Below are 25,935 nucleotides of genomic sequence, written 5' to 3'. Positions count from 1 at the left end.
CGCGGTGACTGTCGGGGTGGTGGCGGTGTCGTCGGTCGGCGCCAGCGTCCGCGACCGCGGACCGCTCGGCAACGTCGTCCCCGACGTCGACCGGACCGAGGACGCCCGCGTCCCGGACCCGGAGGCGACCCCGGTCGGCCGGACGGTCGAGGACGAGTTCGGGACCTTCCAGGTGGAGTGTCGCGGTGTCGTCGCCTACGGGCTGGAGGCCGTGCCGGCAACCGGCTGGCGCGTCGTCAGCTACGAGGAGGGGCCCGACGACGACGTCGACGCGGTCTTCGCCAGTGGCGCCCGCTCCATCGAGGTCGAGGTCTACTGCAACCAGGGTCGACCGACGATCGGCGACCGCGAGGTCAAGACGCTGCCCGACGACGACCGATCTCAGGCGCAGTCGTTGCAGAGGTCGACGCCCGGGGCCGATCGTCGGGACTCGTGCTGCACCAGGAAGCAGCCGGTGCAGGTGAACTCGTCGGCCTGCTTCGGCGTGACCTCGATGGAGAGGGTCTCGTGGGACAGGTCCGCGCCGGGCAGCTCGTAGGTGTCGGCGATCTCGGCTTCGTCCTCGTCCACCTTCCCCGACGTCTTGTCCTGGTCGCCCGAGGTGAGACGACGGGCCTCCAGGCTCTCTTCCTTCTGCTCGTCCTCGGTCTTGCGCGATGCGTCGTAGTCGGTAGCCATGTGCAGGTCCTCTCGGTGCGGAGCGCAGATGCTAGCCCCGCCCGGCGTCGAACCTTGCAAGCGCGCGAGCGGTGGACGTGTGATCTGTCCCCTATCCCCCACCCAGCCCGGCGTCGCGGGCGCGGATGATCGCCTCGGCGCGGTCGGTGGCCTGGAGCTTGGCGAGGATGTTGGAGACGTTGTTGCGGACGGTCTTGGGGGCGAGGTAGAGCGCCGAGGCGATCTGGGCGTTGTTCCTGCCCGCCGCGATCAGGTCGAGGATCTCGAGCTCGCGCTCGGTGAGCTGGGGGAAGGCCGAGCGGTCCGGGGTCGATGTACCGGACAGCAGGTCGGCGATCCGCAAGGCGAGGGAGGCGCCGAAGACCAGGCCGCCGGCGTGCACGGTCGAGATGGCGCGGGCGACCTCGTCCTGGCTGGCGCCCTTGACCAGGTAGCCGCGGGCGCCGGCCCGCATCGCGGCCAGGACGGTGCCGTCCTCCTCCCCCATCGTGAAGACCAGGACGCGTACGTCGGGCTGGGTCTCGGCGAGGCGGCGAGTGGCGTCGATGCCGTTCAGCTCCGGCATCTGCAGGTCCATGACGACGACGTCGGGGCAGTGCTCGGCGGCGAGCGCCACGGCCTCGGCGCCGTCGGCGGCCGTGGCGACGACGGTGACGTCGGGCTGGGTGCCGAGCAGGGACGCGAGTCCGTCGCGGAAGACCGGGTGGTCGTCGGCGATCAGCACGCGGACCGGGTCGTCGCTCATCGGTGCTCCTCGGGATCGATGGTGAGCGGCAGCCAGGCGCGGACCCGGGTGCCTCCGGTGGGCGGGCAGACGATCTCGGTCCGGCCGCCGAGCTCCTCGGCCCGCTCCCGGATCGACCGTAGCCCGACACCGGCGACGACCTCGGGGTCGATGCCGGCACCGTCGTCCCCGACCTCGACCAGCAGCGACCCCGCGCTGCTGGTGAGGCGTACGGCGGCGTGGCGGGCACGGGCGTGGCGCGCGGTGTTGGTCAGCGCCTCGGACGCGATCCGGTACGCCGCGACCTCGACAGCGGCCGAGAGCAGGGGCACGTCCTCGGCGGCCACCGTGACCGCCAGGTCGGCGCTCCTCATCCGCTCCGCCTGCTGGTCGAGGGCCGCGAGCAGGCCGAGGTCGTCGAGGGCCGGCGGCCGCAGGCCGTGCACGAGGCGGCGTACGTCGGCCAGCGCGTCGGTGATGTCCTGGCGCGACTGCGCGACCAGGCGGCGCGTGGTCTCCGGGTCGCGGTCGAGCGCATTGCCGGCCGCGTCGAGGCGCATCGCGACGCCCCCGAGCACGGGACCGAGCCCGTCGTGCAGGTCACGCCGGATCCGGCGCCGGTCGTCCTCGCGCGCCAGCACCAGCTGCTCGCGAGACTGCTGGAGGTCGTCGGCGAGCCGGGCGCTGCGCACCGCCATCGCGGCCTGGCGCACGATGTCGACGAGCAGGGCCTGGTCGCGCTTCGACAGCATCGACCGCACCCCGCGGGCGGGCAGCTCGAGCCGGCCGACCTCCTCCTCGCCGTATCGGATGGGCACCTCGCGGACGTCGCGCGGCTGCCGACCGTGGGTCGCGGCGATGGTGCCGCCGCCGTGGCCGAAGACCTCGACGCGGACGTAGTCGAGCTTGAACGCCGTCGCCACGGCCACCGCCAGCGCCGGCAGCTGGGTGCGGACGTCGCCGGACTCTTCGAGCCGAGCGGCCAGGTCGGTGACGACGGAGTAGCGGTCGCCGCGGCGGCCCACCAGCAGACGGTGGACGACGGTGGTGAGCCGCGACCGCACGGGTGCATAGATCGTGACCGCGATCAGCAGCAGCAGCAGCGTCGCGTCGCGCTCGTCGAGCCGGTCCCCCAGCAGCCGGTCCAGCGCCGCAACGAGCACCAGGTCGAGCGCGATGACGGTGCCGGCGACCGAAGCCCAGACCACGGTGCCGCCCATCAGCGCGTCGACGTCGCGGACCTCCGGGTCGAGGATGCCGATGGCAATCGACGCTCCGGTCAGGCCGAGCGCCAACATCAGGGCGATCGTGACGACCCAGCCGTTCTGCAGCACGATCGCGACCCCTGAGACCACCACGCACATCACGGCCGCCCAGAGCAACCAGCGCAGCTGCATCCGCTCCCGGCCGCTCGCGCCACGCTGGCGGGCGAACAGCACGACCACGGCCAGCGGCAGCGAGAGCAGCGTCAAGAACCGGCCCACTGTCAGCAGCCCGATGAAGACGTCGCCCGGGATCGGGAGCTCCGGCATCCCGGTGTCGAGCGGCAGTTGGAACTCCTCGGCGTTGAGCGCCGACGTCGGGGCGAAGAGCAGCAGCAGCGGCAGCGTGCACGCCATCGCGATCACCACGATGCTGACGACTCGCCACCGTCCGCTCATCAGCCGGCCCGTCGGATAGAGCACGAGCACCAGCGGCAGCCCCACCAGCAGGAAGGCGCCGAGCTGGGCGACGACCCACACGGCGAAGCCGGTCAGTGGCGGATAGGGCGACTGGGCCATGCCGTACGCCGACCACGACTCACAGAGCCCGTCGAACGCCCACAGCAGGCCGGTCAACGCGATCACCCAGGCCACGAGGTGGCGCGGATAGCGCCACAGGACCGGGACCGCTGTCGCCACCGCGATCGCCCCGACCAGCGCCGAGATCGTGCCCCAGCCCATCGTCGCGCGGTCGCGGTCGATGGGCTCGTTCAGCAGGTCGAGCCACAGACAGGCGCCGATCATCAGCACCGCGAGCGCCGAGACGACGACGGCGGGCGCGCGACCGGGACCACTCACCCGAGAAGTATCGAACGGAGGGCGTCCCGTCGTCCCGGGTTCGGTGTCCCGCGCCCACGGGACATCACCCGAGGACCGGACTCGGGACGCCGCTCCCTGCTGCCCGGGTCACGGGGCGCCGGAGAGTCCTCTCATCGAAGGCACCAACCACCAGCACCCACGAGGAGCAACCGCCATGTCTGTGCAGCACACCCCCGCCCCGGCCCGGTCCGACGTCCCCCGTCGTACCCCCGCCGACCGCACCACCCCGACCCGTCCCTTCTACAAACGCGGCATGCTGATCACCTTCGGCGCCGTCGCCTGGGGCATCGACAGCCTGGTGCTCGGGACCAACCCGTCCGGACCCTTCGAGGAGGCGATGTCGTCGTTGACCTCGGGGGTCTTCCAGCTCGGCCTGCTCGGCCTGTTGACCGTGCTCTACGCGACCAAGGCGCTCGGCGACGGCCGCCTGGCGCGCTTCTTCATCCGGTTCGAGGCCGTCCTGCTGTTCTTCGCCATCGGCTCGACGGTCGCCGACGGCATCGGCGTCAGCAACCTCGACCAGCCCGGTTGGGCGATGCTCGACGCCTTCTGGCCGCTGTCGATGCTCGGCATGTTCTTCATCGGCATCCGGATCGCGATCGCCGGCCGCTGGCACGGCAAGGCCCGCTTCTGGCCGCTGATCGCCGAGAGCTGGGGCCCGATCGTGGTCCCGACGTTCGGCATCTTCGGCAGCAGCGTCGCCGGCGTCGTCTCCTTCGTGCACCTGTGCGTCGGGTACGGCGTGCTCGGGCAGATCGTGGCGCGCAAGGAGTCGTGAGAAGCCGCCGATCAGGCGTCAGCACCTTCCTTGGTCTCGGTCCTCACCCGGCTGTGCCGGTGGCCGTAGGCGAAGTAGATCGCGAAGCCGAGGACCATCCAGACCAGGAACCGCAGCCACGTCTCGATGCTGAGGTTGAGCATCAGGTAGAAGCAGATCAACGCGGCCAGGATCGGCACCACCGGGCTGAGCGGCACCCGGAACGGCCGGTCCAGGTCGGGGCGGGTACGCCGCAGCACCGGGATCGCGAGGGACACCAGCAGGAACGCGGTCAGCGTCCCGATGTTGACCATCTCCTCGAGCTTGCCGATCGGCGTGTAGCCCGCGATCACGGCGACCAGGACGCCGATCGTGATCGTGATCCGGACCGGCGTACCGGTCTTCGGGTTGGTGTGGGCGAGTGCCTTCGGCAGCAGCCCGTCGCGACTCATCGCGAAGAGCACCCGGACCGCACCGATCAGAAGCGTCATCACCACGGTCGTGAGACCGGCGACGGCACCGGCCGCGATCATCGTCGCGAAGCCGTCCTTGCCGACGGAGGTGAAGGCCGTCGCGAGCGCTGCGTCGGGGTCGATCTTGTCGTACGGGACCATCCCCGTGATCACCAGCGCGACCGCCATGTAGAGCAGCGTGCAGATGGCAAGCGAGCCGAGGATGCCCTTCGGCAGGTCCTTCTGCGGGTTGCGCGCCTCCTCGGCGGTGGTCGCGACCACGTCGAAGCCGATGTAGGCGAAGAACACCACCGAGGCCGCCGAGATGATGCCGAGGACGCCGAACGTCTGGGGTTCGAGCCCGAACATCCACTGGATCAGCGGCTGGGTGAGACCGCTGGCGTGGATCGGGTCGGCGGCCGGCGGGATGAACGGGTCGTAGTTGGCGCCCGAGACGTAGAAGAGACCGGCGATGATCACGAACAGCACGATGAAGAGTTTGAGCGCCACCAGGAACAGGTTGACCCGCAGCGACTCCTTGATGCCGATCGCGATCAGCATCGTCAGCATCGCGACGAGCAGCACCGCCGCGACGTTGACGTGGTCCCACTGGAAGTCCGGTGACGAGGTGGGCCCGATCGAGGCCGGCCAGGTGATGCCGATCTCGTCGAGGAAGGTCACCAGGTAGGTGCTCCAGCCCTGGGCGACCACCGACGCGCCGAGCATCAGCTCGAGGATCAGGTCCCACCCGATGATCCAGGCGACCAGCTCCCCGAGGGTGGCGTAGGAGAACGTGTACGCCGAGCCGGCCACCGGCACCGTCGAGGCGAACTCGGCGTAGCAGAGCGCCGCGAGCCCACAGCAGATAGCCGCGAGGGCGAAGGAGAAGACGACGCCGGGTCCGGCGTAGTCCCTGGCCACTCGCCCGGTCAGCGTGAAGATGCCGGCGCCGATGACCACGCCGATGCCGAACACGGTGAGGTCGAGCGCGGTGAGCTGCTTCTTGAGCTGGTACTCCGGGTCGTCGGTGTCCTCGAGGGACTGCTCGATCGACTTGGTCCGCAGGACGTTCATGAACCCACACTGTCCTCCGACCGACGGTCCCAAACAACGCCGGTCTCGCGGGCTGGGTGTGCCCGCGAAACACAGCCAATTCACGACGCTCTCCGTCGCAATGCCGCCGCAACATCGCGGCAATTGACCGTCCCTAGCGTGAGCGAGCCGCTCGGGTCCGACGTCTCGGGACACGTCGTGGCCCTTCTACGAGCGCGCTCCCACGAAGAGACAGGACCTTCCGTGAAGCGACCCCGTTCGATGCGCTGGCGCTCGCTGGCGCTGCTACCGCTGGTAGCGGCACTTCTCGTGCCGGCCACCGCCCCCCTCGCCGTCGCACCTGCCCACGCGGCAGCGCCGGCGGCCACCCCGCTGCCCGACCCGATGACACGCGGCACGGACACCGTGGCGACCGTCCAAGAGACCAAGCTCGGCGTCGCGGCGCTCCAGGAGCCGAACTCCTCCGGCGGCGCCTCGACGGCGGGCGGGCCGGCGGCGGCCGAGTCACTCGAGATCCGCGGCGCCCTCTACTACCCGAGCAGCCGAGCCGAGCCCTCGCCGGTCATTATGCTCGTGCACGGCAACCACGGCTCGTGTGACGCCGGCCAGGACTCGGCGACCGCCAGCTGCGCGCAGTTCAAGCGCAACGAGGCCGGCTACGCGTACCTCGGCGAGAACCTGGCGAGCTGGGGGTACACGGTCTTCTCCCTGTCGCAGGACCAGCTGATGATGCGTCAGGACAACGCCAAGGGCAAGGGCATGCACCAGCGGCGCAAGCTGATCGCCGCTGCCCTCGACGCGCTGACCGCGGCCAACGCACCCGGCGGTCTCGCGAATGACGCGCACACCACCATCGGCACCACGCTCGTGGGCAAGCTCGACATGACGCGCATCGGCCTGATGGGCCACTCGCGCGGCGGTGACGCGGTCACCAGCTTCATCGACTACAACCGGATCCGCACCGACGGTCCCCGCTACCCCCTGCGCGGCGTCATCTCGCTGGCGCCGGTGGACTACGAGCGCAAGGCGCCATACGGCGTGCCGTACATGACGATCCTCCCGTTCTGTGACGGCGACGTCTCGAACCTGCAGGGCGCCCGCTTCTTCGAGCGCAGCCAGTACATCAACGGCGACGACCCGTTCCCGCGCATCCAGGTCTCGCACCTGGGCTCGATCCACAACTGGTACAACACGGTCTGGTACGCCGACGGCGGTGCCGACGGGCAAGGCAACAACGATGCGGCGTGCGGCAACTCAGCCCCGTTCGCCACCAACAACGTGCACCTGAACAACCTGCGGCTGAGCGGCGCGGCCAGCTACACCGACGATTCGAAGAACTACAAGATCGACAACTCCGCGACCTATGACCCGGCCGTGAACACCAAGATCTCCGGTGACCCGGCGCGGATGGGCGACCAGGAGAAGCTCGGCCTCGCGACCATGTCCGCGTTCTTCCGTCGGTACGTCGGCGGCGAGGGCGCGTTCGAGCCCTACATGACCGGCGAGCTGTCCGACACCGCCTTGCACCGACAGGTCCCGGATTCGGCCTGCCCGACGAGCGTCCCCGAGACCCAAGTCCCCTGTGCCGAGTACTCGACCACCACCTACTTCGCACCGCCGGAGCAGCGGGTCGACGTCATCCGTCCCGAGATCGAGAACCCGCTCTCGCTGAACGCCCTCGGTGGTGCCCTCAGCGGCAGCGGCTTCGCCTACCCGTACCGCGAGAGCGGGGGCGTCGAGCTGCCCAAGAAGACCGCGGGCGGCTACGACTGGTGCAACCCCGAGCCGGACGACTTCGTGCCGTCCCAGCTCGGCAAGGGCACCCAGCCGACGGGCGCCAAGGCCTGCCCGTTGCCGGGCAAGGCCGAGCTCGGCGGCCAGAACGGCACCCGTGAGAACTCGCCGATCAACCACTCCTACGGCCGCCAGCTGGCGCTCGCGTGGGAGTTCGACAAGAAGGCCAAGCTGACCGCCCAGATCCCCGCAGCGGACCAGGACCTGAGCGGTCTGAAGGCGCTCGCGGTTGACGCGGACGTCAACTTCTTCGACGACCGCAACCCGGGCGCCGACAACCGCGGCGACAACACCAGGTTGCCAGTGCTCACCACCCCTCCCACCGACCCGGACCTCACGGACGACTGCACCGTGGCCCTGCCGTGCTGGACGAACGAGAAGCCCACGTCGTACGACCCGACCTCGACGACGCAGGACTTCCTCATCGCCGTGCGTGACAACGCCGGCCACGAGGCCACGGTCCACGCGGGTGACCCGCGTTGGGGCAACGCCCTGCACATGTCCACCGGCACCAACACCGCCAACACGCACATCGTGCTGGAGCAGATCCGGGTGCCGCTCAGCGAGTTCGCGAAGCAGGGGGTCGATGTGAAGTCGGTCGACGCGGTCGAGCTGCGCTTCGGCGAGGCGGGCACCCCGGCGTCCGGCTCGATCCAGCTGGCCGACCTCCGTTTCCAGGAGTCGACGTCGTCCGACGCCGCCGTGCTCTCCGACGGCAACATCGCCACCGGTGCCGGCAGCGGCGCCCCGGCGACCGGACCCGACCCGGCCGACTTCCTGGCGTCGTACGACAACAGCGCGGGCAACCTGAAGCTGAACGACCAGGTCGGCAACGAGTACAGCGACACCGCCTGGGTCGTCGACGACGACAAGCAGCAGTGTCCCAACGCCAGCTTCACCTCGATCCAGAAGGCGGTCGACTTCGCCGCTCCCTGGGACACGATCGTGGTGTGCGCGGGCACGTACCAGGAGTCGTCCACGCCGGTCTACCACGACTCCAACCCGGTGGCGGCCGGCGCGACCAACGGCCTGACCATCACCAAGCCCCTGAAGATCAAGGGTGCGGGCGCGGACCAGGTCACCATCGAGCCGGACCAGTCCCTCGACACGCTGGCCGGCTCGACGCCGTACCTGCGTGACGGCGGCGGCAACGTGATCACCGTGTCGCGGCAGTCGCTGGGCTCGACCGACACGAACGAGATGTTCCTGGACATCTCCGGCGTCACCGTGACGGCCGGCGACACGTACGCCGAGGCGGGCATCGCCTTCTTCGGTGCTGCGGGTCGGGTGTCCGAGAGCGTCGTCGGTCCGATGAAGGTCGCCGCGAGCGCCGGCGAGCTGGCGGAGAACCCGCACGGCTGGGGCATCGTGAAGACCGGCATCATCCGCGGCCAGGGAGCCGGCACGGTCGAGAGCGAGGTGACGGTCGCGAACAGCGTCGTCACCGGCTACCAGTCCGGCGGCATCCTCTTCGACGGTGCTCGCGGCAAGGACGGGGCGGCGGACAACACCGTGCGCACCGGCATCAAGCAGCACGGCTACGTCGTCGACACCGTCGTCAAGGGCAAGCCGAACACGCTGGTCCCCCAGACCGGGGTGAAGTACACGAGCGGTGTGGACGGGTTCGTGAAGGACAGCCGGATCACCGGCAACTACTTCAAGACCGACCCGGCCAAGTCCTACGGCATCCTGCTGACCGACGCCGGCACCGAGACCTCGGGTGCTCTCACGGTGTCGGGCAGCAACATCACGGGCAACGGGTTCGCGGCCTACAACGCGAACGCCGACAACACCGCGGTCCGGGTGGGAGCACCGCTCGTGGTCACCGGTAGCCACGTGGGCACCGCCGCTCCGGTCGCGAACGGTCCTGCCGACCCGAGCACCGGGGTGGAGGCGATCTCCGGCAACGACAGCAACGGCGCAGCATCGATCACGCTGCCGTCACGCTCGTCGACGCCGGTCGCCGGCGTGCCCACCACGGTGGGCGTCGTCGCCGACGACGTCCCGACCGCCGCCCTGATCGACCCCGGGACCGGGACCGAGATCGGCGTGGGTCGGACGGTCTACCCGCTGGTGCGGGGGTCCGACGACTTCGCGGTGAAGTCGGCGACCCTGCTCGTCGACGGCTCGCCCGTGGACGTCGCCACCCAGGCGCCGTACCAGTTCGGCTGGACGCCGAGCTCGGCGTACGACGGCAAGACGGTGAGCTTCCAGGCCGTCGTCACGGACTCGTCCGGCCAGACGACGACCTCGGAGGCGCTGACGGTGAAGGTGACCGCCACGCCGACGACGCCGCCCGTGGAGCCGCCGGTGACGACGCCGACGAGCCTCACGTTGAAGCTCGGCGCGGTGACCAAGCACGCCAAGAAGGGCACGGCGACCCTGCGGGTCAAGGTCAGCGACGGTGGTCACCTCACCGCGAACGGCGCCAAGATCCGCACGGCCACCAAGTCCGTCTCCCGGGCGACGACAGTGAGCGTGCTGGTCAAGGCCAAGCCGGGTCAGCTGAAGAAGCTGCGCAAGAAGAGGCACCTGGCGGTCCGGGTCGCGATCAGGTTCGTCAGCGACTCCGGGGCCACGACCTCGACCAACACCACCGTGGTGCTGGTGAGGAAGAGGTAGCCGCGGCACGCACGAACTGAATGACGGAAGGGGCCCCCTCGGGGGCCCCTTCCTGCGTCGGCGCCGGTCAGAGACCTGCGTCGGTCGGGGTGTCGGTCGGGGTGTCGGTCGGCTCGTCCGTCGGGGTCTCGGTCGGCTCGACGTACGTCGCCAGGATCATCCGGTCGGCCTGCTCGGCGAGGTCGCGGGTGCTGGTGCCGAACTGGTCGCGCAGCACCTCGTCGGGATTGGCTCCCGGAGCGCCCAGCGCGTCGAGCAGCAGCCAGGGCGCCTCGTCGCCGTACGAGTCGGCGACGTACTCGACCGCCCACCACGCCAGCCCGTAGTGCGCCTGGGAGTCCTCGTCGTTGAACGACGCGTCGTCGGGCAGGTCGGCCGCACCCGCCTCGGCGGCGGCCAGGGCGGCATCGGGGAGGCGTCGCTCCTCGGGCGGCAGCGGCCGGACCGACACCCACTCCGCGAGCCCTTCGGACAGCCACACCGGCGCCTGGTCGTCGTGGCTGCCCACGGCGACATGGGTGAGCTCGTGGCGCACCAGCCGATCGCGGCCCGGTCCCGCGTCGCCGACCACTCGCGGGTTGAGCACGAAGCGGGTGCCCTCCCCCGCCGGGAAGGAGACGGCGTCGAGGTCGCCGGGGTCGTCGCCGGGCACGTCCTCGAGGCTGTCCAGGAAGGTGGGCTCCGTGAGCGCGTAGACGACCACCGTGCGCGACCAGTCGTAGGGCACCCAGGCCGACACGTCGCTGATGCCCGCCTCGACCGAGGTCAGCAGATCACCCGCCGTCGCCACCGAGTCGGCATCGAACACCCCGAGCACCCCGGACCCGAGCCTGACCTCGACCGCACCGAGGTCCCAGGGCTGCGCCTGCACCCGGTGAGCGCTCTCCCAGTCGGCGTCGGTCACCGACGTGAGCCGCATCCGGCCGGACCCGTCCCTGGGCACGAAGCGGAACCGGTCGGGGCTGACGACGGGCGCGGCGTCGTACCCGTCGAGCTGCATCACCTCGTCGACCGTCACCCAGTAGCCGTCGCCGTCCCGGACCAGGCTGCGCGGGTCGAACCGGTAGCGGAAGTGCGCCAGCGGCAGCTGGGCCAGGTTGGAGTACCAGGTCTGCTGTTGGTCGCGGAACGCCCTGCGGCCGCCCAGGGAGCGGGTGAACGCCGCCGGGTCGGCCCGACGTACGGCGGCGGCGCGGGCGTCGAGGGCGTCGCGGATCGCGCCGGAGATGTCCGGCGGCGCGTCGACCGAGCTCCGGCCCGGGTCGTCGTCGCCGGTGCAGGCGACCAGTGCGGGGCCCGTCAGGCAGAGCGCCAGCAGGACCCCCAGGGTCCGTGGGCTACGGCGTGTGCTCGACATCGAGGGCAGAACGACCGTCGGACAGCGAGGTCATGTCTTCCACGATGCCCAGGGCGATCGCCTGGGGGGTGAGGCCGATCCGCTCGAGGATGACGCCGCGCTTGGCGTGGGTCAGGAAGTCCTGCGGGATGCCGTGCAGGCGGAACGGGGTGTGCACGCCGGCCGCGTTGAGCGTCTGCAGCAGCACTGCTCCGCAGCCACCCGTCTCGCCGTTGTCCTCGATGCTGACCACCAGCCGGTGCTCGCGCGCGAGATCGATGATCGCGGGGTCGACCGGCTTGACCCAGCGGGGGTCGACGACCGTGACGCCGATGCCCTGGGCGAGTAGCCGCTCGGCGACGCCGACCGCGACGGTCGCCATCGAGCCGACGGCGACCACCAGGACGTCCTTGGTGCCGGTGCGCACCAGCACGTCGCAGCCACCGGCCTTGCCGACGGCCTCGATGTCAGCGGGCGGGGGGCCCTTCGGGTAGCGCACGACGGTGGGTGCGTCCTCGACCTCGACCGCCTCGTTGAGCAGCTCGCGCAGGCGGGTCGCGTCGCGGGGCGCGGCGAGCCGCAGGCCGGGGACGACCTGGAGGATCGACATGTCCCACATGCCGTTGTGGCTGGCGCCGTCGTCACCGGTCACCCCGGAGCGGTCGAGCACGAAGGTGACCCCGCACTGGTGCAGCGCGACGTCCATCAGGACCTGGTCGAAGGCCCGGTTGAGGAAGGTCGCGTAGACCGCGAAGACCGGGTGCAGGCCACCCATCGCCAAGCCGGCCGCGGAGGTCGCGGCGTGCTGCTCGGCGATGCCGACGTCGAAGGTGCGCTCCGGGAACCTGGCCTGGAACTTGTCGAGCCCGACCGGGTGCATCATCGCGGCGGTGATGCCGACGATGTCCTTGCGCCGCTGGCCGACCCGCACGATCTCGTCGGCGAAGACGTCGGTCCAGATCTCGCCCTTGGGGTGCTCGACGCCGGTCTCGACGTCGAACGGACCGGGCGAGTGGAACTGGTCGGCCTCGTGCCGCTCGGCGGCGTCGTACCCGAAGCCCTTGCGGGTCAGCGCGTGCACGATCACCGGGCCGTTGAACTTCTTGGCCTGCGCGAGCATCTGCTCCATCGCGGCGCGGTCGTGACCGTCGACGGGACCGACGTACTTGAGGCCCAGGTCCTCGAAGAGTCCCTGCGGAGCGAGCGCGTCCTTGACGCCCTTCTTCATCGCGTGGAGGGCGTCGTACGCCGCGGGGCCGACGCCGGGGACCGCGTTGAGCCGGCGCTTGACCATGTCGAGCACGGACTCGTAGCGCGGGTTGGTGCGCAGCCCGGTGAGCGCGGTGGCGAGGCCACCGATCGTGGGCGTGTAGGAGCGGCCGTTGTCGTTGACGACGATCACGAGCTTGCTCTTGCTGGCGATCGCGATGTTGTTGAGCGCCTCCCAGGCCATGCCTCCGGTGAGCGCGCCGTCACCGATCACGGCGACGACGTGGCGGTCCTCGCCGCGGATGGTGAAGGCCTTCGCGAGGCCGTCGGCGTAGCTGAGGGCGGTGGAGGCGTGCGAGTTCTCGACGATGTCGTGGGCGGACTCCTCCTGGCTGGGATAGCCGGACAGGCCACCCTCCTTGCGCAGGGTCGAGAACTGGTCGAATCGGCCCGTCAGGAGCTTGTGGACGTAGGACTGGTGGCCGGTGTCGAAGACGACCCGGTCCCGCGGGGAGTCGAAGACCCGGTGGATCGCCATCGTCAGCTCGACGACGCCGAGGTTGGGCCCGAGATGGCCGCTGTTGCGGCTGCAGGTCTCCACCATCACGTCTCGGATCTCACTGCCGAGCTGGTCCAGCTGGGCGTCGGACAGGCCGCGCAGGTCGCGCGGTGACGTGATCGATTCGAGAATGCCCATAGCCGCCGAGTCTACGGGTTCACATGTTGGACACACGCCTCTGGGAGCGCGACACCTCGTACCGGTGGTTTCGAGGTCACAGGTCGACGTACGCCACCGCCGGCTCGTGGAGACTGCCGAGCCAGACCCGGCCCTCGTGCTCCCGCACGCCGGTGACCATGTGGTACGCCGAGGTCTCCACGTCGACGTCGTGCACCAGCGTGCCGGCATCGTCGTACGCCTGGACCCGGACGGTGTGCTTGGGCGCGGGCTGGAGGCGTTCGGGGATCTTGGTGACCAGCTTCCGCAGCGCCAGTGGCGCCCTCTGCAGGCGCTCCACGACGGGGTCTGTAGGGCTGGCGATCGACACCCAGATCAGCCCGTCGCTCCCCCGGGCGATGTTGTCGGGGTACCCGGGCAGGTCGGACACCAGGAAGTCGCGGGTGCCGGCCCGCGGGCCCTGCAGCCACCACCGGACGACCGTGCGGGCGCCGGTCTCCGCCACGGCGACGTACGACTCGTCAGAGCTCAGCGCGACCCCGTTGGCGAACGCCAGGCCGTCGAGCACGACTTCGACGGAGCCATCCGTGCCCAGGCGGGCGAGCCGGCCGGTGCGGGTGTCCTGGACGAAGTCGTCCTTCCACTGCTCGATGCCGTACATCGTCGACGAGTCGCTGAACCAGACGGTCCCGTCGCCGGCGATCGCCGCGTTGTTGCAGAACATCATCGGAGCGCGACCGATCCGGTCGACCACCGCCTCGATCGCGCCAGAGCGCGGGTCGACCCGGAGCACGCCCTGGTGTGCGTCGCACACCAGCAGTCGGCCGTCGAGGTCGATCTCGATGCCGAGGGGGCGGCCGCCGGTGTGCGCGATCCGGTCGAGGTGCTGTCCGTCGTGGCTGACCCGGAAGATGCTGCCGTCCTCGGTCCCGGTGAAGACCGCGCCCTCGTCGGGACCCGGCCCTCCGACGACGACGTCCTCTGCTCCGGGACCGGGGACCGCGATGACGCTGAGCTCACTCCTGGGTGCGTTCACGCGCCCATCAGAGCAGTGAGGGGGCCACCAACACCAGGGCCGACGCTGCCGCGACGGCGAGCACCGCGGGCTCGGACCCGGTACGCGGGCAGCGGCCGGCGCAGCGGCGCGCCGGGCAGCTCGAGCCCGATCAGGCCGATGCCGAGACCGGCCATCAGTCGAGGAGCGCCCGGTAGTCCGGCGAGTCCAGGAACTCGGGTACGGCGGTCGTCGCCGAGGTCGTGAGGTCCAGGGCGCGCGCCGTGGCCGGCTCGACGAAGACGATCTGGCGACCCTCACCAACCACGATGTCGGCGTCGGTCAGGTCGACGCGGGCGGCGTACACCTGCGTAGTGTCGAGCGTGCCGTACGCCTCGTGGAACACCTGCAGCTCTCGCCACAGGCGCAGCTCGCCCGGCTCGAGGCGGATGCCGGTCTCCTCCTCGAGCTCGCGGTAGGCCGCCGGCTCGTAGCCCTCGCCGTCCTCGACATGACCACCGGGCAGACCCCACTTCTCGGGATCGATCACCGGGTGCTCGTCGCGCTCCTGCAGCAGCAGCCACCCCCGCGAGTCGACGAGGAGGACGCAGGCGAACCGATGCATGCGGTCACGCTAGCCGGGCGCCTGAGACCCTGAGCAGGTGACTGCGACGGAACCGCGACCAACCGCCCGTTGGCTCTGGCCGGTCCTGGCCGACCTGCTGTGCGTCCTTGCGCTGGCACTCGGTGGCAAGAACTCCCACGACGAAGCTGGCTCCCTCTGGCTCGTACTCGTCATCGCGTGGCCGTACGCGTTCGCCGCCGTACTGGCGCACCTCTGGCTGACGTTGCGGGGTCGGCAGGCATCTCGGGTCTGGCCCGATGGCGCCATCGTCCTGGTGGTGACCTACGTCCTCGGCATGGCCCTACGCGCAGTCTCCGGACGCGGCCTCGACCCTGCCTTCCTCGTCGTGGCTGGCATCTTCCTCACGCTGACGATGCTGGGCTGGCGTGGCGGGTTGTGGCTTGTCAGGCGGCGGGTCGCTCGTCACCGATGAAACAGGCGAACTCAGTGGTGTGCTCGTCGCGGATGATCAGCGTGCGGACTTGACCGCCATTGAGAGTGAGCTCCAGTTCCAGGACGTGGTCTGAGCCCGATACCGGAACCCGACTGCTCCCCTGGGTGAGAGCGCAGGGAGGCAGACTCCTTGCAGCGGACGCCGGCGCTGGCGGCTGTGGTGGGAGGTGGGGCGCGCAGCCTCTGCAGGTCCTATGGCTGTTCGGCCGAAGGCGGCTCGAGCAGGTGGTCGGCGTGGTGGTCGTGCAGGTAGTGCGCGATGAGGGGTGGGACGTCTGCGAGGTCCAGCGACCCTCCCGCTTCGGCGGCTGCGGTGTGGGCCAGTGACAGCGCGAATAGTCCGTCGAGGTCGATCCCGGTGCAGTCGCGCATGTGGAGTTGGACCCGGGTGCTGGAGTGCGGGTTCAGCTCAGCTCGGAGCCGGGGGGCGGTCCGGGCGTTCAGGGGTCCGACCAAGGTGACGTGGACGGCGTGGTGGTGTTGGTGGGTGTTCAGGTACAGGTCTGGCATCTCACGTCCTTTCGTCGTCGGGCGCGGTGCGGTCTGTCCGGGGCTGGTCGGGCGGCTCCTGTGGTGACCTGCCTTGCCCGGCGAGCTTGGTTCTGAGGGCTCGGTTTTCCCGTCGCAGTCGGCGGAGTTCGGTGTGGGTGGGTTCGTTGGCGACTTGGAGCTCGCCCAGTTCGGCGGCCAGCCGACTGGACGTCTCGCGCAGCAGCAGGACCTGGGCGATGCCGGCGAGGTTGAGGCCCTCGCTCAGGAGGGTCGTGATGGCGGAGATCCGGTCCAGGTCGTCGTGGCTGTATCGGCGCGTGCCGCCCCGGGTCCGAAACGGGTTGAGCAGCCCGCGCTGTTCGTAGACGCGCAGCATCTGGGGGTCGACGCCGCTCAGCTCGGAGGTGACCGAGATCGAGTACACGGCGTCGCGGTGGCCGACCTCACCCATGGCCGGGCTCCACGCGATTCGTGCCGTCGTCTGGGGCGGGCCGTGATCGGGGGCGCGGTCCGACCGTGCGCCCGGCGGGTTGACCAGGTTGCCTCCTGGCGCGCGCGGACGGTTCCACTCGCGCTGGCCCGGCGACCAGCCAGGCGTCGCCTCGGCCCGCCCACCCGGCCGGCCAGCCGCCGAGGGGGCCAGGGGCAGGGGCAGGCACCCGCCGACGGTGATGTTGGTCGACGATCGACCCCTGGTCGTCGCCGGCCAGCGCCAGTCCCGGTTCGTGCGCTGTCTCCAGCAACAACTGGTAGGCCGCCCACAGTGCCGAGAACTGCGCTCCCGCGTCCTGCTCCGTGCTGACGTCCGGGTGCACGGCCCGAGCGCGACGGCGGTAGGCGCGCACGATCTGCGCGGAGTCCGCGTCCGGGGATACCCCCAGCATCGCTCTTGCCTCACGCGCGGCCCGGTTCCTATCCCGCATCCCTGCCTCCCTCGGTGGCCAAGGAACTTCTCCGAGCTGGCTCTTGAAATCGTGCCAGACGCCGCTCATAATCTCAACTAACGAGTACAGATTATCTGTCTCGTTCTTCAAAGATCGCGATTCTGGATCTGAGAGGAGGTTGTCGCGATGTTGATGCGTACCGACCCGTTCCGAGAGTTCGACCGGCTGAGCGAAGCACTGTGGGGCAACGGGACCCGCCCCTCGGTGATGCCCCTCGCCGCGTACCGTGAGAACGGCGCATTCGTGGTCCACCTCGACCTTCCCGGCATCGACCCGGGCAGGATCGACGTGACCGTGGAACAGAACGTGCTGAGCGTGCACGCCGAGCGTCAGGCACCGGCCAGCGGAGCAATGGAGGCCCTGATCGACGAACGTCGCTACGGAGCCTTCGACCGCCAGCTGGTTCTCGGCGACATGCTCGACCTGGACCAGCTCAGCGCCTCGTACGACGCCGGCGTGCTGACCATCAAAATCCCGGTCTCCGAGCAGGCCCAGCCACGCAAGATCGAGGTAGCCGCAGGCAGCGGACCCAAGGAGCTCGCCAGCTGAGCGGCGTCCCGGACCGGCGGATGACCCAGACCAGGGGGTACGGGCCGTCCGCCTCGGGGCGGGCCGCGAGCACGCCAAGGAGGGGAACACACGCCGCGAGACACCGTCGCACGCCATGTGGGCGGCACGTCCTCGGCGCATCCTCGAAGCCAGTGCGGCTGTGCGCACGCTCGCGGCTCGCCCTCGGTGATCGGATCCCACGGGTAGGCACGGCTCCCCCGCAGCAGTTCACATCCGGACGGACCGCCACGTAGAACGGAGACCCGATGTACCCCTCCCAGGAGGCACGCGAGATCGCCATCCTGCTACGCATCGCCCGCGAGCTCGACATCTGCGGCGACGCCACCGCTGCCGTGGACAACCCCTCCGAGCTGCTCGCTTGGGCCACGATCCTGACCGACCCGACCATCATGGCCTGGCGTGCCCAAGACTCCGGAGGTCGCTACCTCCAGGTCAGCGCCGACCACCGCCGCCCGCCAGTGCGCGGACATGTATCGGCCGTGCTCGCCTGCGAGCAGCACCCCCAGTTCTGGCACGCACTGCACCTCAAAGACCTCCGAGCAGGCGACACTCGCACCCTGACCCGCCACGACCTCACCCAGGCATGGGAAGCCATGCCCATCACCGCACCCGACGACCACACCACGCCCGGACCGCCGTTAGCCTGAGGCGCCTCAGGTTCTCCGCCGCCCCTATTCGGGTGCGGCTCTCGGTTGAGAGTCGCGTAGTGGGCGTGCTCGAACTCCATCGGGGTCATCATCCCAAGGGTGCTGCCGCGCAGGCGCCGGTTGTTGTACCAGTCGAGCCAGCCTGCGGTGGCGAACTCGACGTCGCCGATGGTCCGCAGCGGTCCGGCGTGGATGACCGTGGTGCGCACGCACTCGGTCTTGTCGGGCCCGAAGCCCACGGCCTTCACGGACTTGCGGTATGGCGTTTGGGATCTGCGGACACCCTGCGCTGAGCAGCCCTATCCTGCGCTCATGCGGATCGGTGTCCTGGGCACGACGGTTGCGTCCGAGCCGTCGGGTCCGGTCAACCTCGGCGGCCCGAAGCAGCGGGCACTGCTCGCTGCCCTGGCGCTGCACCGTGGTCGCGCCGTCGCGGTCGACACGCTCGCCGACCTGGTCTGGGACGGCAGCCCGCCGCCGGGCGTCTCCGGCACCCTGCAGGGGTACGTCGCCGGGCTCCGCCGCGCACTCGAACCGGACCGTACCACCCGCGGCGGCGGCACCCTGTTGGTGACCGAGCAGCCCGGCTACGCCCTCCGGCTGCCCGACGACGACCTCGACACGGTGGCCTTCGAGAACACCGTGGCCTCGGCGCACACCCTGGTCGCACCCCTGGCTGACGCCCTCTGCCGCGGCCGCCCCCTCCCTGCTGGCTCGGCCGACGCCGGTGAGCTGTCGGCGCTGCACGACTCGTTGGTGGAAGCGCTGGCGCTCTGGCGCGGAGTCCCCTTCGCCGAGCTCGGCGACGTCCCAGCCGCGGCGGCCGAGCGGGCCCGCCTGGAGGAGCTCCGGGTGCTGGCGACGGAGGACCGCGCGGCGCTCGGGATCCTGCTCGGCCTGCACGCCACGGTCGCGGCCGAGCTCGACGCCCTGACCCGGGCGCACCCGCTGCGCGAACGCGCCTGGGCGCTCCGCGCGCTCGCGCTCGCCGGCTCCGGTCGGCAGGCCGACGCGCTGGCCGTGCTCCGCGAGGTGCGCGGCGTCCTCGACGAGGAGCTCGGCCTCGAGCCGGGTGCCGAGCTGCGTGCGGTGCAGAGCGCCGTACTGCGCCAGGACGCGATCGCCGTCGCCGAGCCTGCTGCGTCGGGCCCTGCGTCGGCTGCGGGGGTCTCGACAAGCTCGACCACCGGAAGCACCTCAACCACTGCGGCCGGGTTGGAGACGCACGCGCCGCTGCCCTTCCCGACGCTCTGGCCCTGGTCGCTCGCCGGCCGTGACGACGAGCTGGCCGCCCTCACCGGCCTGATCGACCAGGTCGTCGCCGGGACCGGATCCCTCGCCTTCGTCGCGCTGACCGGTGAGCCCGGGATCGGCAAGAGCCGGCTGGCGATCGAGCTGGCGACGTACGCCGACGAGCAGGGCGTCACCATCGCGTGGGGCCGTTGCTCGCAGGACGACGGGGCGCCGGCCCTGTGGCCGTGGGCGACGGTGCTGGAGCGGCTCGGGTCCGCCCTGCCGTCGACCGATGACGGCGACGACGGCGCTGCCGCGTTCCGCGCGTGGGAGACCGTCGTGCAGACCGTGATCTCCGCAGCCGAGAAGGCTCCCCTGCTGCTGGTCCTCGACGACTTGCACTGGGCCGACACGTCGAGCCTGCGGGTGCTGCGCCTGCTGACCGAGGCGGTGGCCGCCGAGAGTCCGGCCCGGTTGCTGGTGCTGGCCACCTGGCGCGAGTACCCGGTCCCGACCGGCGCGCTGGCCGAGGTCACCGAGGCCCTCGCCCGCAAGCACGCACTGCGGTTCCAGCTCAGGGGCATCTCGGCCGAGGCCACTGCCCAGGTCTTCGCGCAGGTCGCCCAGGCGGCACCGAACGACGCCGACGCCGACGCCCTGCGCGAGCGCACGGAGGGGAACCCCTTCTTCTTGGTGGAGTACGCGCGTCTCGCCCGCGACGGCGACCTGGCAGCCCTGATGGCCGAGGGCCGGCCACCGGCGGCGGTCCACGAGGTGCTCTCCCGGCGTCTGGCTCATCTCGACCCGGCGACCCAGGACCTGCTCCAGACCGCCAGCGTCGTGGGTCGCATCTTCGACCTGTCCACCCTCGCGCTGATCGCGGACACCGACGAGGAGGCGGCGCTCGACCGGCTCGACCCTGCCATCGAGGCAGGCCTGGTCGCCGAGGACGGCGTCGACCGATTCCGCTTCAACCACGCCCTGGTGCGCGACACCGTCCTCGCCGGTCTCCCCCAGTCGCGCCGGGCTCGGGTCCACGCCCGCGCCGCCGAGGCGCTCAGCGGGCGGCCCAAGCGCGAGACCGAGGTCGCGCGGCACTGGCTGGCCGCCGGTCCACGACACCTGGCCCGCGCCTGGCCCGCGGCCCAGGCAGCGGCGCGCTCCGCCATGACGGTCTATGCGTACGTCGAGGCGCTGGAGATGCTCGAGTACGCGCTCGGAGCGCAGGACGACGATCCCGCGTCCACACCGGTGGACCGGTTCGAGGTGCTCGCCGACCTCGCCGACGTACTCCGCCGCGCGGGCCGCTGGCTGGAGCTCCGGGAGGTCGCCCACGAGGCGATCGAGGTCGCGGGCGAGGCCGCCGGCGGTGCCGGTGACCTCGACCTGCTGATCCGAGCCGGCGCGATGACCAGCACCGGCGCGCTCTGGACGCCCGGCGGCGGTGACGTCGACGAGATCGTGGTCGGCGCCCTGCGCGACGCCCTCGACCGGCTCCCGACCGGTGACGACCCGCGCCGGTGCCGAGTGATGCTCGCTCTGGCCGGAGAGATCTACTACGACTCCATGCCCCAGGAGAGGGAGGCGCTCGTCGACGAGGCGATCGCGATGGCCCGACGGCTCGAGGACCGATCGCTCCTGCTGATCGCGCTGGTGAAGTCCGCCATCGCGATCTGGCGCGGGGCGAACGCCGCCCAGCGCCTGGAGATGACCACCGAGGCGGCTCAGATCGCCCGGGAGCTGCACGACAACGTGGGACTCGTCTCGGCGCTGGCCCTGCGCGCCGAGGCCGCCGGTGAGATCGGCGACGTCGCGGCTCTCGAGGAGTCCCTCGTCGAGGGGCGGGCCGAAGCCGACCGGATCCGGCACGTCTACGCGTTGCTGGTGCTCGACTCGATCGAGATCTCGTGGTCGGCCATGCGCGGCCAGTTCGAGGTGGTCGACAAGCTGGTCGCGGACATGGCCGCGATCGGCGAGGTCGTCACGATCCCCGGGTCCGAGGAGTCGATCGCCGGAGCGATGATGATGCAGGTGCTCTGGCGCGACGGCGGCGAGGAGCTGATCCTCGGCGCGCTCCGGACGATGCCGGTCGACGGGTTCGTCGCGGTGGCGCCGCCGCTGCTCACGATGCTGTGCCGGACCGGTCGCCTCGACGAGGCCCGCGACTACCTCACCACCCACCGCGAGCACCTCGACCGCGCGGTCAACGTGGACACCTGGTACTCGCCGATGGCCTGGAGCATGGCCGCCGAGAGTGCCTGTCACCTCGAGGAGCGCGAGCTCGCCGCCACGGCGTACGAGAAGCTCGTCGGGCTCGCCGGCCAGTCCGCCTGCGCTGGTTCGGGGAGCACGATCGGACCGGTCGACGCGTTCCTGGCCATGGCCGCTCACACGGTCGGTGACGACGATCTGGCCACCCGGCATGCCGAGCGGGCGGTCGCGCTGTGCGAGGAGTGGGACGTTCCGCTCGCCGGTGCGTGGGTGGCCGGCCAGCGGGAGCACTTCGGGTTCTGATCCGGCCTCCGATCATTCGGCTGCGGCCACCATCTCGACTCCCAGCGCCGCGCACGCGTGCCGCAGGACCACGACCGCCCGCGCCGAGGACATCGGCTCGATCCTGGCGCACATCGCTGTCCACACCCCGACGACGAGTGCCTGCACGGCGTCGACGGTGACCTCGTCGTCAGGCGCCAGCCGGCACGCCCACTGCACCAGGCCGCGCTGGCCCTGCTCGAGGTACGCGACCGACACGGCGAGCTCCTCATCACCTCGAGCGAGCTCACACATGGCCAACCAGGCGCGCACCAGCCCGAGCGCGCCCTCGTCCGGCACGAGCGCCAGGACGCCGTCGTACCGCACCCGCGTCGCGAGTCGACGATCAAGTCGCCCGGCGATGCACTTCATGACCAGATCGGTCACCCGGCGCTTGTTCTCGAGATGGGAGATGATCGAGGACGGGCTGACATGGGCGACGGCGGCGATCTTGCGGATCGTCAGCGAGCCGATCCCCTCCGTGTTGATCAAGTAGACGACTGCGTCGGTCAGCTCATCGACACGGCCGCCGGTGTCCATCAGGTACGGCATCACCCGAGCCCATCACAGTCGGCCCCAGGGTGGCGGGCCTCCTCCACAGGCTCCTTGGCGGCACCCACGTTTCGGTTGTTCGAACGTTCGTGCGGGAATCTCGCACGAACGTATGAACAACGCGGACGCACACCTCCTGGGCGCGGCGCTCATGGCCGGTTAGGGCAGGATGCCGTCATGACCGCCTACTGGATCAGCATCTACCGGGAGATCAGCGACGAGGCCAAGCTCCGGGCCTACGCGGAGCTGGCCGGCCCTGCGCTCGAGGGGGCGGGTGGCACCTTCGTCGCCCGCGGGTTCCCCGAGCAGACCTACGAGGCGGGCGAGGAGACCCGGACCGTGGTCATCCAGTTCGAGTCGGTGGACGCCGCTCGGGCCGCCCACGACAGCCCGGCGTACCAGGACGCCCTCGCGGCCCTCGGCGACGGCGCCGTGCGCGACATCCGGCTGGTGCCAGGGGTCGCCTGAGCTAGGTGAACCGCTGGGCAAACCGCTAGGCAAACCGCTAGGCAAACCGAAATGCACGCGCGTGCCGCCGCGCGAACCGACGGCGAGTCAGCCGCCAGATCACCCGGAAGCCACGACCGCCGGGCTCGCTGAAGACCCGGTCGAGCACCTCGCGCGGGACGCCGTACGCCGCCCACGGCACCAGCCGCACCGCCTTCCGGAGTCGCACCGGAGGAGCGTGCTCCTCCTCGATGCGGGCCCAGTCCTCGGCAGAGAGCAGCCGCTGGATGATCGCGATCGCGTCGGTCTCCTCGTGCGCGAGGTGGCGCCGCAGCGACTCGCGTGCCGCGCAGACCCTGACGGCCAGCGCGGCCCGGGCGTCCTCGTCGGCGTGCGCGGCCAATCGGCGGAACCCGGCCGCACAGCCTTCGAGCAGGGGTTCCATCTCGCCGTGCTCGGCCTCCATCGCGGCGAGGGTGGCGACGTCCTCGGCGGTGCCGAGTTGTTCCAGCGCCGGCCAGACCCCGTCGTCCTCGATCGTGTGGTGCTCGTGCAGCGCCTCGGCGAACAGCTCCCACCGCTCACCCAGCAGCGCCCAGGTCGCCCGCTCGGCGACGGGGGTGTTGCGCACCGCCGCCGAGAACAGGTCCAGGTCACGCCGGAAGGCGTGGTGCATGACGTACATCATCCGCATGTCGATCGGGCCGTCCGGGGCCGCGACCTGGCCGGGCAACTGCAGCTGCCGCGGCCACGAGTGGACTCCGGCATTCGAGGAGGAGGTGGACATCTCAGGCACCGACCTTCTCGGTCTCGCCGAGCTCGGCCCACAGGTCGGCCTCGTCGTGGTCGAACTTCTCGGCGTCGATGGTCGGGAGCAGGCGGTCCAGCCAGGCGGGCAGCCACCAGTTCCACTTGCCGAGCATCGTCATCGTCGCGGGGACCAGGACCATCCGGACGACGGTGGCGTCGAGCACGATCGCGACCGCCATCCCGAATCCGAGCTGCTTGACCACGGTGTCGGCCTCCGTCGAGAACCCGAGGAAGACGACGACCATGATCGCCGCGGCCGAGGAGATGACCCGGCCGGTGGCGGCAAGCCCACGCTCCACGCTGCCCGTGGCGTCACCCGTGCGCAGCCAGTCCTCGCGGATCCGCGACAGCAGGAACACCTCGTAGTCCATCGAGAGCCCGAAGAGGATCGCGAAAGTGAGGATCGGGATCCAGCTCGAGACGGCGACCGCGTGGTCGATCCCGAGCAGGCTCCCGCCCCAGCCCCACTGGAAGACGGCGGTGAGCACGCCGTACGACGCGGCGATCGACAGCAGGTTCATCACGGCTGCCTTCAGTGGGACGACGACCGAGCGGAACATCATCGCCAGCAGCAGCACCGACACGGCGACCACGAACCCGACGACGACCCAGAGCCGCTCGGAGAGCATCCCAGAGAGGTCGGCGAACATGGGGGTGTTGCCGGTGACCTCGACGCCGGCCGGCAGCTCCTCGCGGAGTGCCGTCACCAGATCGGAGGTGCGCTCGTCGGCCGGGCCGTACGCCGGCTCGGCATCGAACACCGCGATGGCACCGTCGGGCGTCGTGAAGGGGGTGGTGACCTCAGCGATGCCTGGACGGTCGGCGATCTGGGTGGCGATCGCCTGCGGGTCGGCCTGGGTGGTGTCGACGACGATGGTGAACGGGCCGTTGGCACCCGCGCCGTACTCGGCGTCGATCAGGTCGTAGGCCTGGCGCACCGAGGTGTCCTTGCTGTTGCTGCTGCCGTCCTGCGGCCAGGTGCGCATGCCGAGGACCGGGGCGGCCAGGAAGAGCAGGAACACCAGGGCGGCGAGGGCCGCGGCGACCGGACGCTTGACGACCTGGGCCGCCCACCGGGCGGTGAGGGGTGCCTTGCGGGAACGGGCGGGCAGGCCCCTGCGGGCGCGGCGCGGCATCAGCCGACGGCCGGCCAGCCCGCACAGCGCGGGCACCAGGGTGAGGGCCGCGGCGAGCACGGAGACGACGGCGATCGCGGTGGCGTAGCCGAACGTCGAGTAGACCGGGAGGCCGCCGAGGCGCAGGCCCATCAGGGAGATCAGGACGGTGAGCGAGGCGAAGACGACCGAGCGGCCGGCGGTGGCCATCGCCCGGCCGGCTGCCTCGCGCTTGTCGAGACCCTGGCCGAGGAACTCCACGTGGCGGGTCACCAGCAGCAGCGCGTAGTCGATGCCAACGCCCAGACCGACCATGGTCGCCACGGTCGGAGCCGCCGTGGACACGTCCATCGTGGCGGCCAGCAGAGTGATGCCCGCCGAGCCGACGGCGAGGCCGGTCAGGGCGACCGCGAGCGGCAGCCCGGCGGCCACCACCGAGCCGAACGCGATGATCAGGAGCGCGAGTGCGGCGATGACGCCGGCGAGCTCACCGGTGCCCTTCATCGTCGACTCGGCGCCGCCGGGCAGCTCACCGCCCAGCTCGGCCTGCAGGCCCGCGTCGCGCAGCGGTTCGATCGCGCCCTCGAGCGGGTCGTAGCCGTGCGCGCCGACGAGGTCCGGGTCGGTGACCGGGGCGTCGTACCCGATGGTCACCAGTGCGGTGTCCGAATCCGCGGAGAGCCGCGGCTGGCTGACCGAGCTGACGTGGTCGAGCGCGCCGAGGCGCTGGATCAGGCCGTCGAGGTCGGCCGCCGACAGGGGGTCGCCGTGGCGGTCGTGGACGACGACCTGCGCGGTGGCGCCGCCACCGTCGGGGACGTGGGCGCGGAGCTGTTCGACGCCGGCCTGCGCCCGGGCCTCGGGGACGTTGTAGTCGTCGTGGGTGGTGCCCCCGAAGGAGCCTGCGAGCGCGAAGGCCGCGACGACGACCACGAGCCAGGCGGAGATCGTCCGCCACGGGTGCGCCGCGGTGCGGTAACCGAGACGGTGGAGGATGCGAGACACGGTGATGCTCCCATTCGAGAAGTGGCACTCAGAGGTGGTCTGGTGGGACGACTCTGACGCCAGCCTCTTGAGGCCGACTGGGAGCTGACTTGGAGCGTCTGCGGCGGCCCCCACGCCGCGCCGAGGTCGAGGGT

General features: G+C 70.9%; 22 protein-coding genes and 1 pseudogene. 7 read left to right on the top strand and 16 right to left on the bottom strand.

The features are described 5' to 3' along the window. Positions 1-381: 381 nt before the first annotated feature. The 3 genes from ABEA33_RS05145 to ABEA33_RS05135 form a co-directional block, all read right to left on the bottom strand. A complete protein-coding gene (locus ABEA33_RS05145) occupies positions 382-678 on the bottom strand; it encodes a DUF4193 domain-containing protein (protein WP_345525552.1) in 297 nt (98 codons plus the stop codon). Between the two features lie 91 nt (positions 679-769). Next, on the bottom strand, positions 770-1,423 hold the full coding sequence (locus ABEA33_RS05140) for a response regulator (RefSeq protein WP_345525551.1): 654 nt from the start codon (positions 1,421-1,423) through the stop codon (positions 770-772). Further along, positions 1,420-3,462 (bottom strand): sensor histidine kinase, encoded by a 2,043-nt coding sequence (locus ABEA33_RS05135; RefSeq protein WP_345525550.1) that lies wholly within the window; start codon positions 3,460-3,462, stop codon positions 1,420-1,422. Before ABEA33_RS05135 ends, ABEA33_RS05140 begins: the two co-directional genes overlap by 4 nt. A 175-nt stretch (positions 3,463-3,637) precedes the next feature. On the opposite strand from ABEA33_RS05135, the gene ABEA33_RS05130 reads away from it, so the two are divergent. After that, positions 3,638-4,261, top strand: coding sequence for a hypothetical protein (locus tag ABEA33_RS05130; RefSeq protein WP_345525549.1), 624 nt, complete (start codon positions 3,638-3,640; stop codon positions 4,259-4,261). An 11-nt stretch (positions 4,262-4,272) separates the two neighbouring features. Here ABEA33_RS05130 and ABEA33_RS05125 read toward each other — a convergent pair whose 3' ends face one another. Next, a complete protein-coding gene (locus ABEA33_RS05125) occupies positions 4,273-5,766 on the bottom strand; it encodes an amino acid permease (protein WP_345525548.1) in 1,494 nt (497 codons plus the stop codon). A gap of 222 nt (positions 5,767-5,988) precedes the next feature. Between ABEA33_RS05125 and ABEA33_RS05120 the strand changes: the two genes are divergently transcribed. Beyond that, positions 5,989-10,161 carry a hypothetical protein gene (locus tag ABEA33_RS05120; RefSeq protein WP_345525547.1) on the top strand — a complete coding sequence of 1,391 codons (4,173 nt, stop codon included), beginning with the start codon at positions 5,989-5,991 and terminating at the stop codon, positions 10,159-10,161. Positions 10,162-10,228: 67 nt separating this feature from the next. Here the strand turns inward: ABEA33_RS05120 and ABEA33_RS05115 are convergent, their stop codons facing one another. The 5 genes from ABEA33_RS05115 to ABEA33_RS05095 form a co-directional block, all read right to left on the bottom strand. Beyond that, positions 10,229-11,518 carry a hypothetical protein gene (locus ABEA33_RS05115; protein WP_345525546.1) on the bottom strand — a complete coding sequence of 430 codons (1,290 nt, stop codon included), beginning with the start codon at positions 11,516-11,518 and terminating at the stop codon, positions 10,229-10,231. Further along, positions 11,499-13,403, bottom strand: a complete 1,905-nt coding sequence (gene dxs, locus ABEA33_RS05110; RefSeq protein WP_345525545.1) for a 1-deoxy-D-xylulose-5-phosphate synthase — start codon at positions 13,401-13,403, stop codon at positions 11,499-11,501. Before dxs ends, ABEA33_RS05115 begins: the two co-directional genes overlap by 20 nt. A gap of 76 nt (positions 13,404-13,479) precedes the next feature. Continuing rightward, the gene (locus ABEA33_RS05105; protein ID WP_345525544.1) at positions 13,480-14,418 is read right to left on the bottom strand and encodes an SMP-30/gluconolactonase/LRE family protein; all 939 of its coding nucleotides are present in this window, start codon (positions 14,416-14,418) and stop codon (positions 13,480-13,482) included. Further along, on the bottom strand, positions 14,415-14,573 hold the full coding sequence (locus ABEA33_RS05100; RefSeq protein WP_345525542.1) for a hypothetical protein: 159 nt from the start codon (positions 14,571-14,573) through the stop codon (positions 14,415-14,417). The genes ABEA33_RS05105 and ABEA33_RS05100 overlap by 4 nt, the downstream gene beginning before the upstream one ends. Beyond that, positions 14,573-15,001, bottom strand: a complete 429-nt coding sequence (locus tag ABEA33_RS05095; protein WP_345525541.1) for an NUDIX domain-containing protein — start codon at positions 14,999-15,001, stop codon at positions 14,573-14,575. The genes ABEA33_RS05100 and ABEA33_RS05095 overlap by 1 nt, the downstream gene beginning before the upstream one ends. 37 nt (positions 15,002-15,038) lie before the next feature. On the opposite strand from ABEA33_RS05095, the gene ABEA33_RS05090 reads away from it, so the two are divergent. After that, complete coding sequence (locus tag ABEA33_RS05090) at positions 15,039-15,434, top strand: DUF3054 domain-containing protein (RefSeq protein WP_345525540.1); 396 nt, start codon at positions 15,039-15,041, stop codon at positions 15,432-15,434. Between the two features lie 212 nt (positions 15,435-15,646). Here ABEA33_RS05090 and ABEA33_RS05085 read toward each other — a convergent pair whose 3' ends face one another. The 3 genes from ABEA33_RS05085 to ABEA33_RS27390 are packed head-to-tail and all read right to left on the bottom strand — an operon-like array spanning position 15,647 to position 16,830. After that, entirely contained in the window at positions 15,647-15,964 is a 318-nt protein-coding gene (locus tag ABEA33_RS05085; protein ID WP_345525539.1) for an STAS domain-containing protein, read from the bottom strand. Between the two features lies 1 nt (position 15,965). Further along, positions 15,966-16,397, bottom strand: coding sequence for a MerR family transcriptional regulator (locus tag ABEA33_RS05080; RefSeq protein WP_345525538.1), 432 nt, complete (start codon positions 16,395-16,397; stop codon positions 15,966-15,968). Continuing rightward, complete coding sequence (locus ABEA33_RS27390) at positions 16,390-16,830, bottom strand: DnaJ domain-containing protein (RefSeq protein WP_425577330.1); 441 nt, start codon at positions 16,828-16,830, stop codon at positions 16,390-16,392. The genes ABEA33_RS05080 and ABEA33_RS27390 overlap by 8 nt, the downstream gene beginning before the upstream one ends. A 186-nt stretch (positions 16,831-17,016) precedes the next feature. On the opposite strand from ABEA33_RS27390, the gene ABEA33_RS05075 reads away from it, so the two are divergent. Beyond that, complete coding sequence (locus ABEA33_RS05075) at positions 17,017-17,439, top strand: Hsp20/alpha crystallin family protein (RefSeq protein ID WP_345525537.1); 423 nt, start codon at positions 17,017-17,019, stop codon at positions 17,437-17,439. Positions 17,440-17,705: 266 nt separating this feature from the next. Continuing rightward, positions 17,706-18,107, top strand: coding sequence for a hypothetical protein (locus ABEA33_RS05070; protein WP_345525633.1), 402 nt, complete (start codon positions 17,706-17,708; stop codon positions 18,105-18,107). Between the two features lie 29 nt (positions 18,108-18,136). On the opposite strand, the pseudogene ABEA33_RS05065 reads toward ABEA33_RS05070, so the two are convergent. Beyond that, positions 18,137-18,337 (bottom strand): annotated as a pseudogene (locus tag ABEA33_RS05065) (IS3-like element ISPfr13 family transposase); the annotation flags it as partial. 82 nt (positions 18,338-18,419) lie between these two features. Between ABEA33_RS05065 and ABEA33_RS05060 the strand changes: the two are divergent. Next, positions 18,420-21,854 (top strand): ATP-binding protein, encoded by a 3,435-nt coding sequence (locus ABEA33_RS05060; protein WP_345525536.1) that lies wholly within the window; start codon positions 18,420-18,422, stop codon positions 21,852-21,854. Positions 21,855-21,866: 12 nt separating this feature from the next. Here the strand turns inward: ABEA33_RS05060 and ABEA33_RS05055 are convergent, their stop codons facing one another. After that, positions 21,867-22,424 carry a TetR/AcrR family transcriptional regulator gene (locus ABEA33_RS05055; protein ID WP_345525535.1) on the bottom strand — a complete coding sequence of 186 codons (558 nt, stop codon included), beginning with the start codon at positions 22,422-22,424 and terminating at the stop codon, positions 21,867-21,869. A gap of 177 nt (positions 22,425-22,601) precedes the next feature. On the opposite strand from ABEA33_RS05055, the gene ABEA33_RS05050 reads away from it, so the two are divergent. Then, positions 22,602-22,892 (top strand): DUF1330 domain-containing protein, encoded by a 291-nt coding sequence (locus ABEA33_RS05050; protein ID WP_345525534.1) that lies wholly within the window; start codon positions 22,602-22,604, stop codon positions 22,890-22,892. A 37-nt stretch (positions 22,893-22,929) separates the two neighbouring features. Here ABEA33_RS05050 and ABEA33_RS05045 read toward each other — a convergent pair whose 3' ends face one another. Together ABEA33_RS05045 and ABEA33_RS05040 are read right to left on the bottom strand one after the other, a co-directional pair. Then, positions 22,930-23,658 carry a hemerythrin domain-containing protein gene (locus tag ABEA33_RS05045; protein WP_345525531.1) on the bottom strand — a complete coding sequence of 243 codons (729 nt, stop codon included), beginning with the start codon at positions 23,656-23,658 and terminating at the stop codon, positions 22,930-22,932. A gap of 1 nt (position 23,659) precedes the next feature. Beyond that, positions 23,660-25,801, bottom strand: coding sequence for an MMPL family transporter (locus ABEA33_RS05040; protein ID WP_345525529.1), 2,142 nt, complete (start codon positions 25,799-25,801; stop codon positions 23,660-23,662). Positions 25,802-25,935: the final 134 nt, after the last annotated feature.

Source organism: Nocardioides endophyticus, assembly GCF_039543845.1.
Taxonomy (GTDB): Bacteria; Actinomycetota; Actinomycetes; order Propionibacteriales; family Nocardioidaceae; genus Nocardioides; species Nocardioides endophyticus.
The sequence above is the reverse complement of the archived record's forward strand: the minus strand, read 5'-3'. Positions and strand labels throughout refer to the sequence as shown.

What these genes read in the sequence shown, in the direction of transcription:
- ABEA33_RS05085 (WP_345525539.1), bottom strand. Translation starts at nt 15,964, where the DNA reads ATGCCAGACCTGTACCTGAACACCCACCAACACCACCACGCCGTCCAC.
- ABEA33_RS05130 (WP_345525549.1), top strand. Translation starts at nt 3,638, where the DNA reads ATGTCTGTGCAGCACACCCCCGCCCCGGCCCGGTCCGACGTCCCCCGT.
- ABEA33_RS05045 (WP_345525531.1), bottom strand. Translation starts at nt 23,658, where the DNA reads ATGTCCACCTCCTCCTCGAATGCCGGAGTCCACTCGTGGCCGCGGCAG.
- ABEA33_RS05050 (WP_345525534.1), top strand. Translation starts at nt 22,602, where the DNA reads ATGACCGCCTACTGGATCAGCATCTACCGGGAGATCAGCGACGAGGCC.
- ABEA33_RS05115 (WP_345525546.1), bottom strand. Translation starts at nt 11,518, where the DNA reads ATGTCGAGCACACGCCGTAGCCCACGGACCCTGGGGGTCCTGCTGGCG.
- dxs (WP_345525545.1), bottom strand. Translation starts at nt 13,403, where the DNA reads ATGGGCATTCTCGAATCGATCACGTCACCGCGCGACCTGCGCGGCCTG.
- ABEA33_RS05055 (WP_345525535.1), bottom strand. Translation starts at nt 22,424, where the DNA reads ATGCCGTACCTGATGGACACCGGCGGCCGTGTCGATGAGCTGACCGAC.
- ABEA33_RS05070 (WP_345525633.1), top strand. Translation starts at nt 17,706, where the DNA reads ATGTACCCCTCCCAGGAGGCACGCGAGATCGCCATCCTGCTACGCATC.
- ABEA33_RS05075 (WP_345525537.1), top strand. Translation starts at nt 17,017, where the DNA reads ATGTTGATGCGTACCGACCCGTTCCGAGAGTTCGACCGGCTGAGCGAA.
- ABEA33_RS05140 (WP_345525551.1), bottom strand. Translation starts at nt 1,423, where the DNA reads ATGAGCGACGACCCGGTCCGCGTGCTGATCGCCGACGACCACCCGGTC.
- ABEA33_RS05100 (WP_345525542.1), bottom strand. Translation starts at nt 14,573, where the DNA reads ATGGCCGGTCTCGGCATCGGCCTGATCGGGCTCGAGCTGCCCGGCGCG.
- ABEA33_RS05095 (WP_345525541.1), bottom strand. Translation starts at nt 15,001, where the DNA reads ATGCATCGGTTCGCCTGCGTCCTCCTCGTCGACTCGCGGGGGTGGCTG.
- ABEA33_RS05080 (WP_345525538.1), bottom strand. Translation starts at nt 16,397, where the DNA reads ATGGGTGAGGTCGGCCACCGCGACGCCGTGTACTCGATCTCGGTCACC.
- ABEA33_RS05145 (WP_345525552.1), bottom strand. Translation starts at nt 678, where the DNA reads ATGGCTACCGACTACGACGCATCGCGCAAGACCGAGGACGAGCAGAAG.
- ABEA33_RS27390 (WP_425577330.1), bottom strand. Translation starts at nt 16,830, where the DNA reads ATGCTGGGGGTATCCCCGGACGCGGACTCCGCGCAGATCGTGCGCGCC.
- ABEA33_RS05060 (WP_345525536.1), top strand. Translation starts at nt 18,420, where the DNA reads ATGCGGATCGGTGTCCTGGGCACGACGGTTGCGTCCGAGCCGTCGGGT.
- ABEA33_RS05125 (WP_345525548.1), bottom strand. Translation starts at nt 5,766, where the DNA reads ATGAACGTCCTGCGGACCAAGTCGATCGAGCAGTCCCTCGAGGACACC.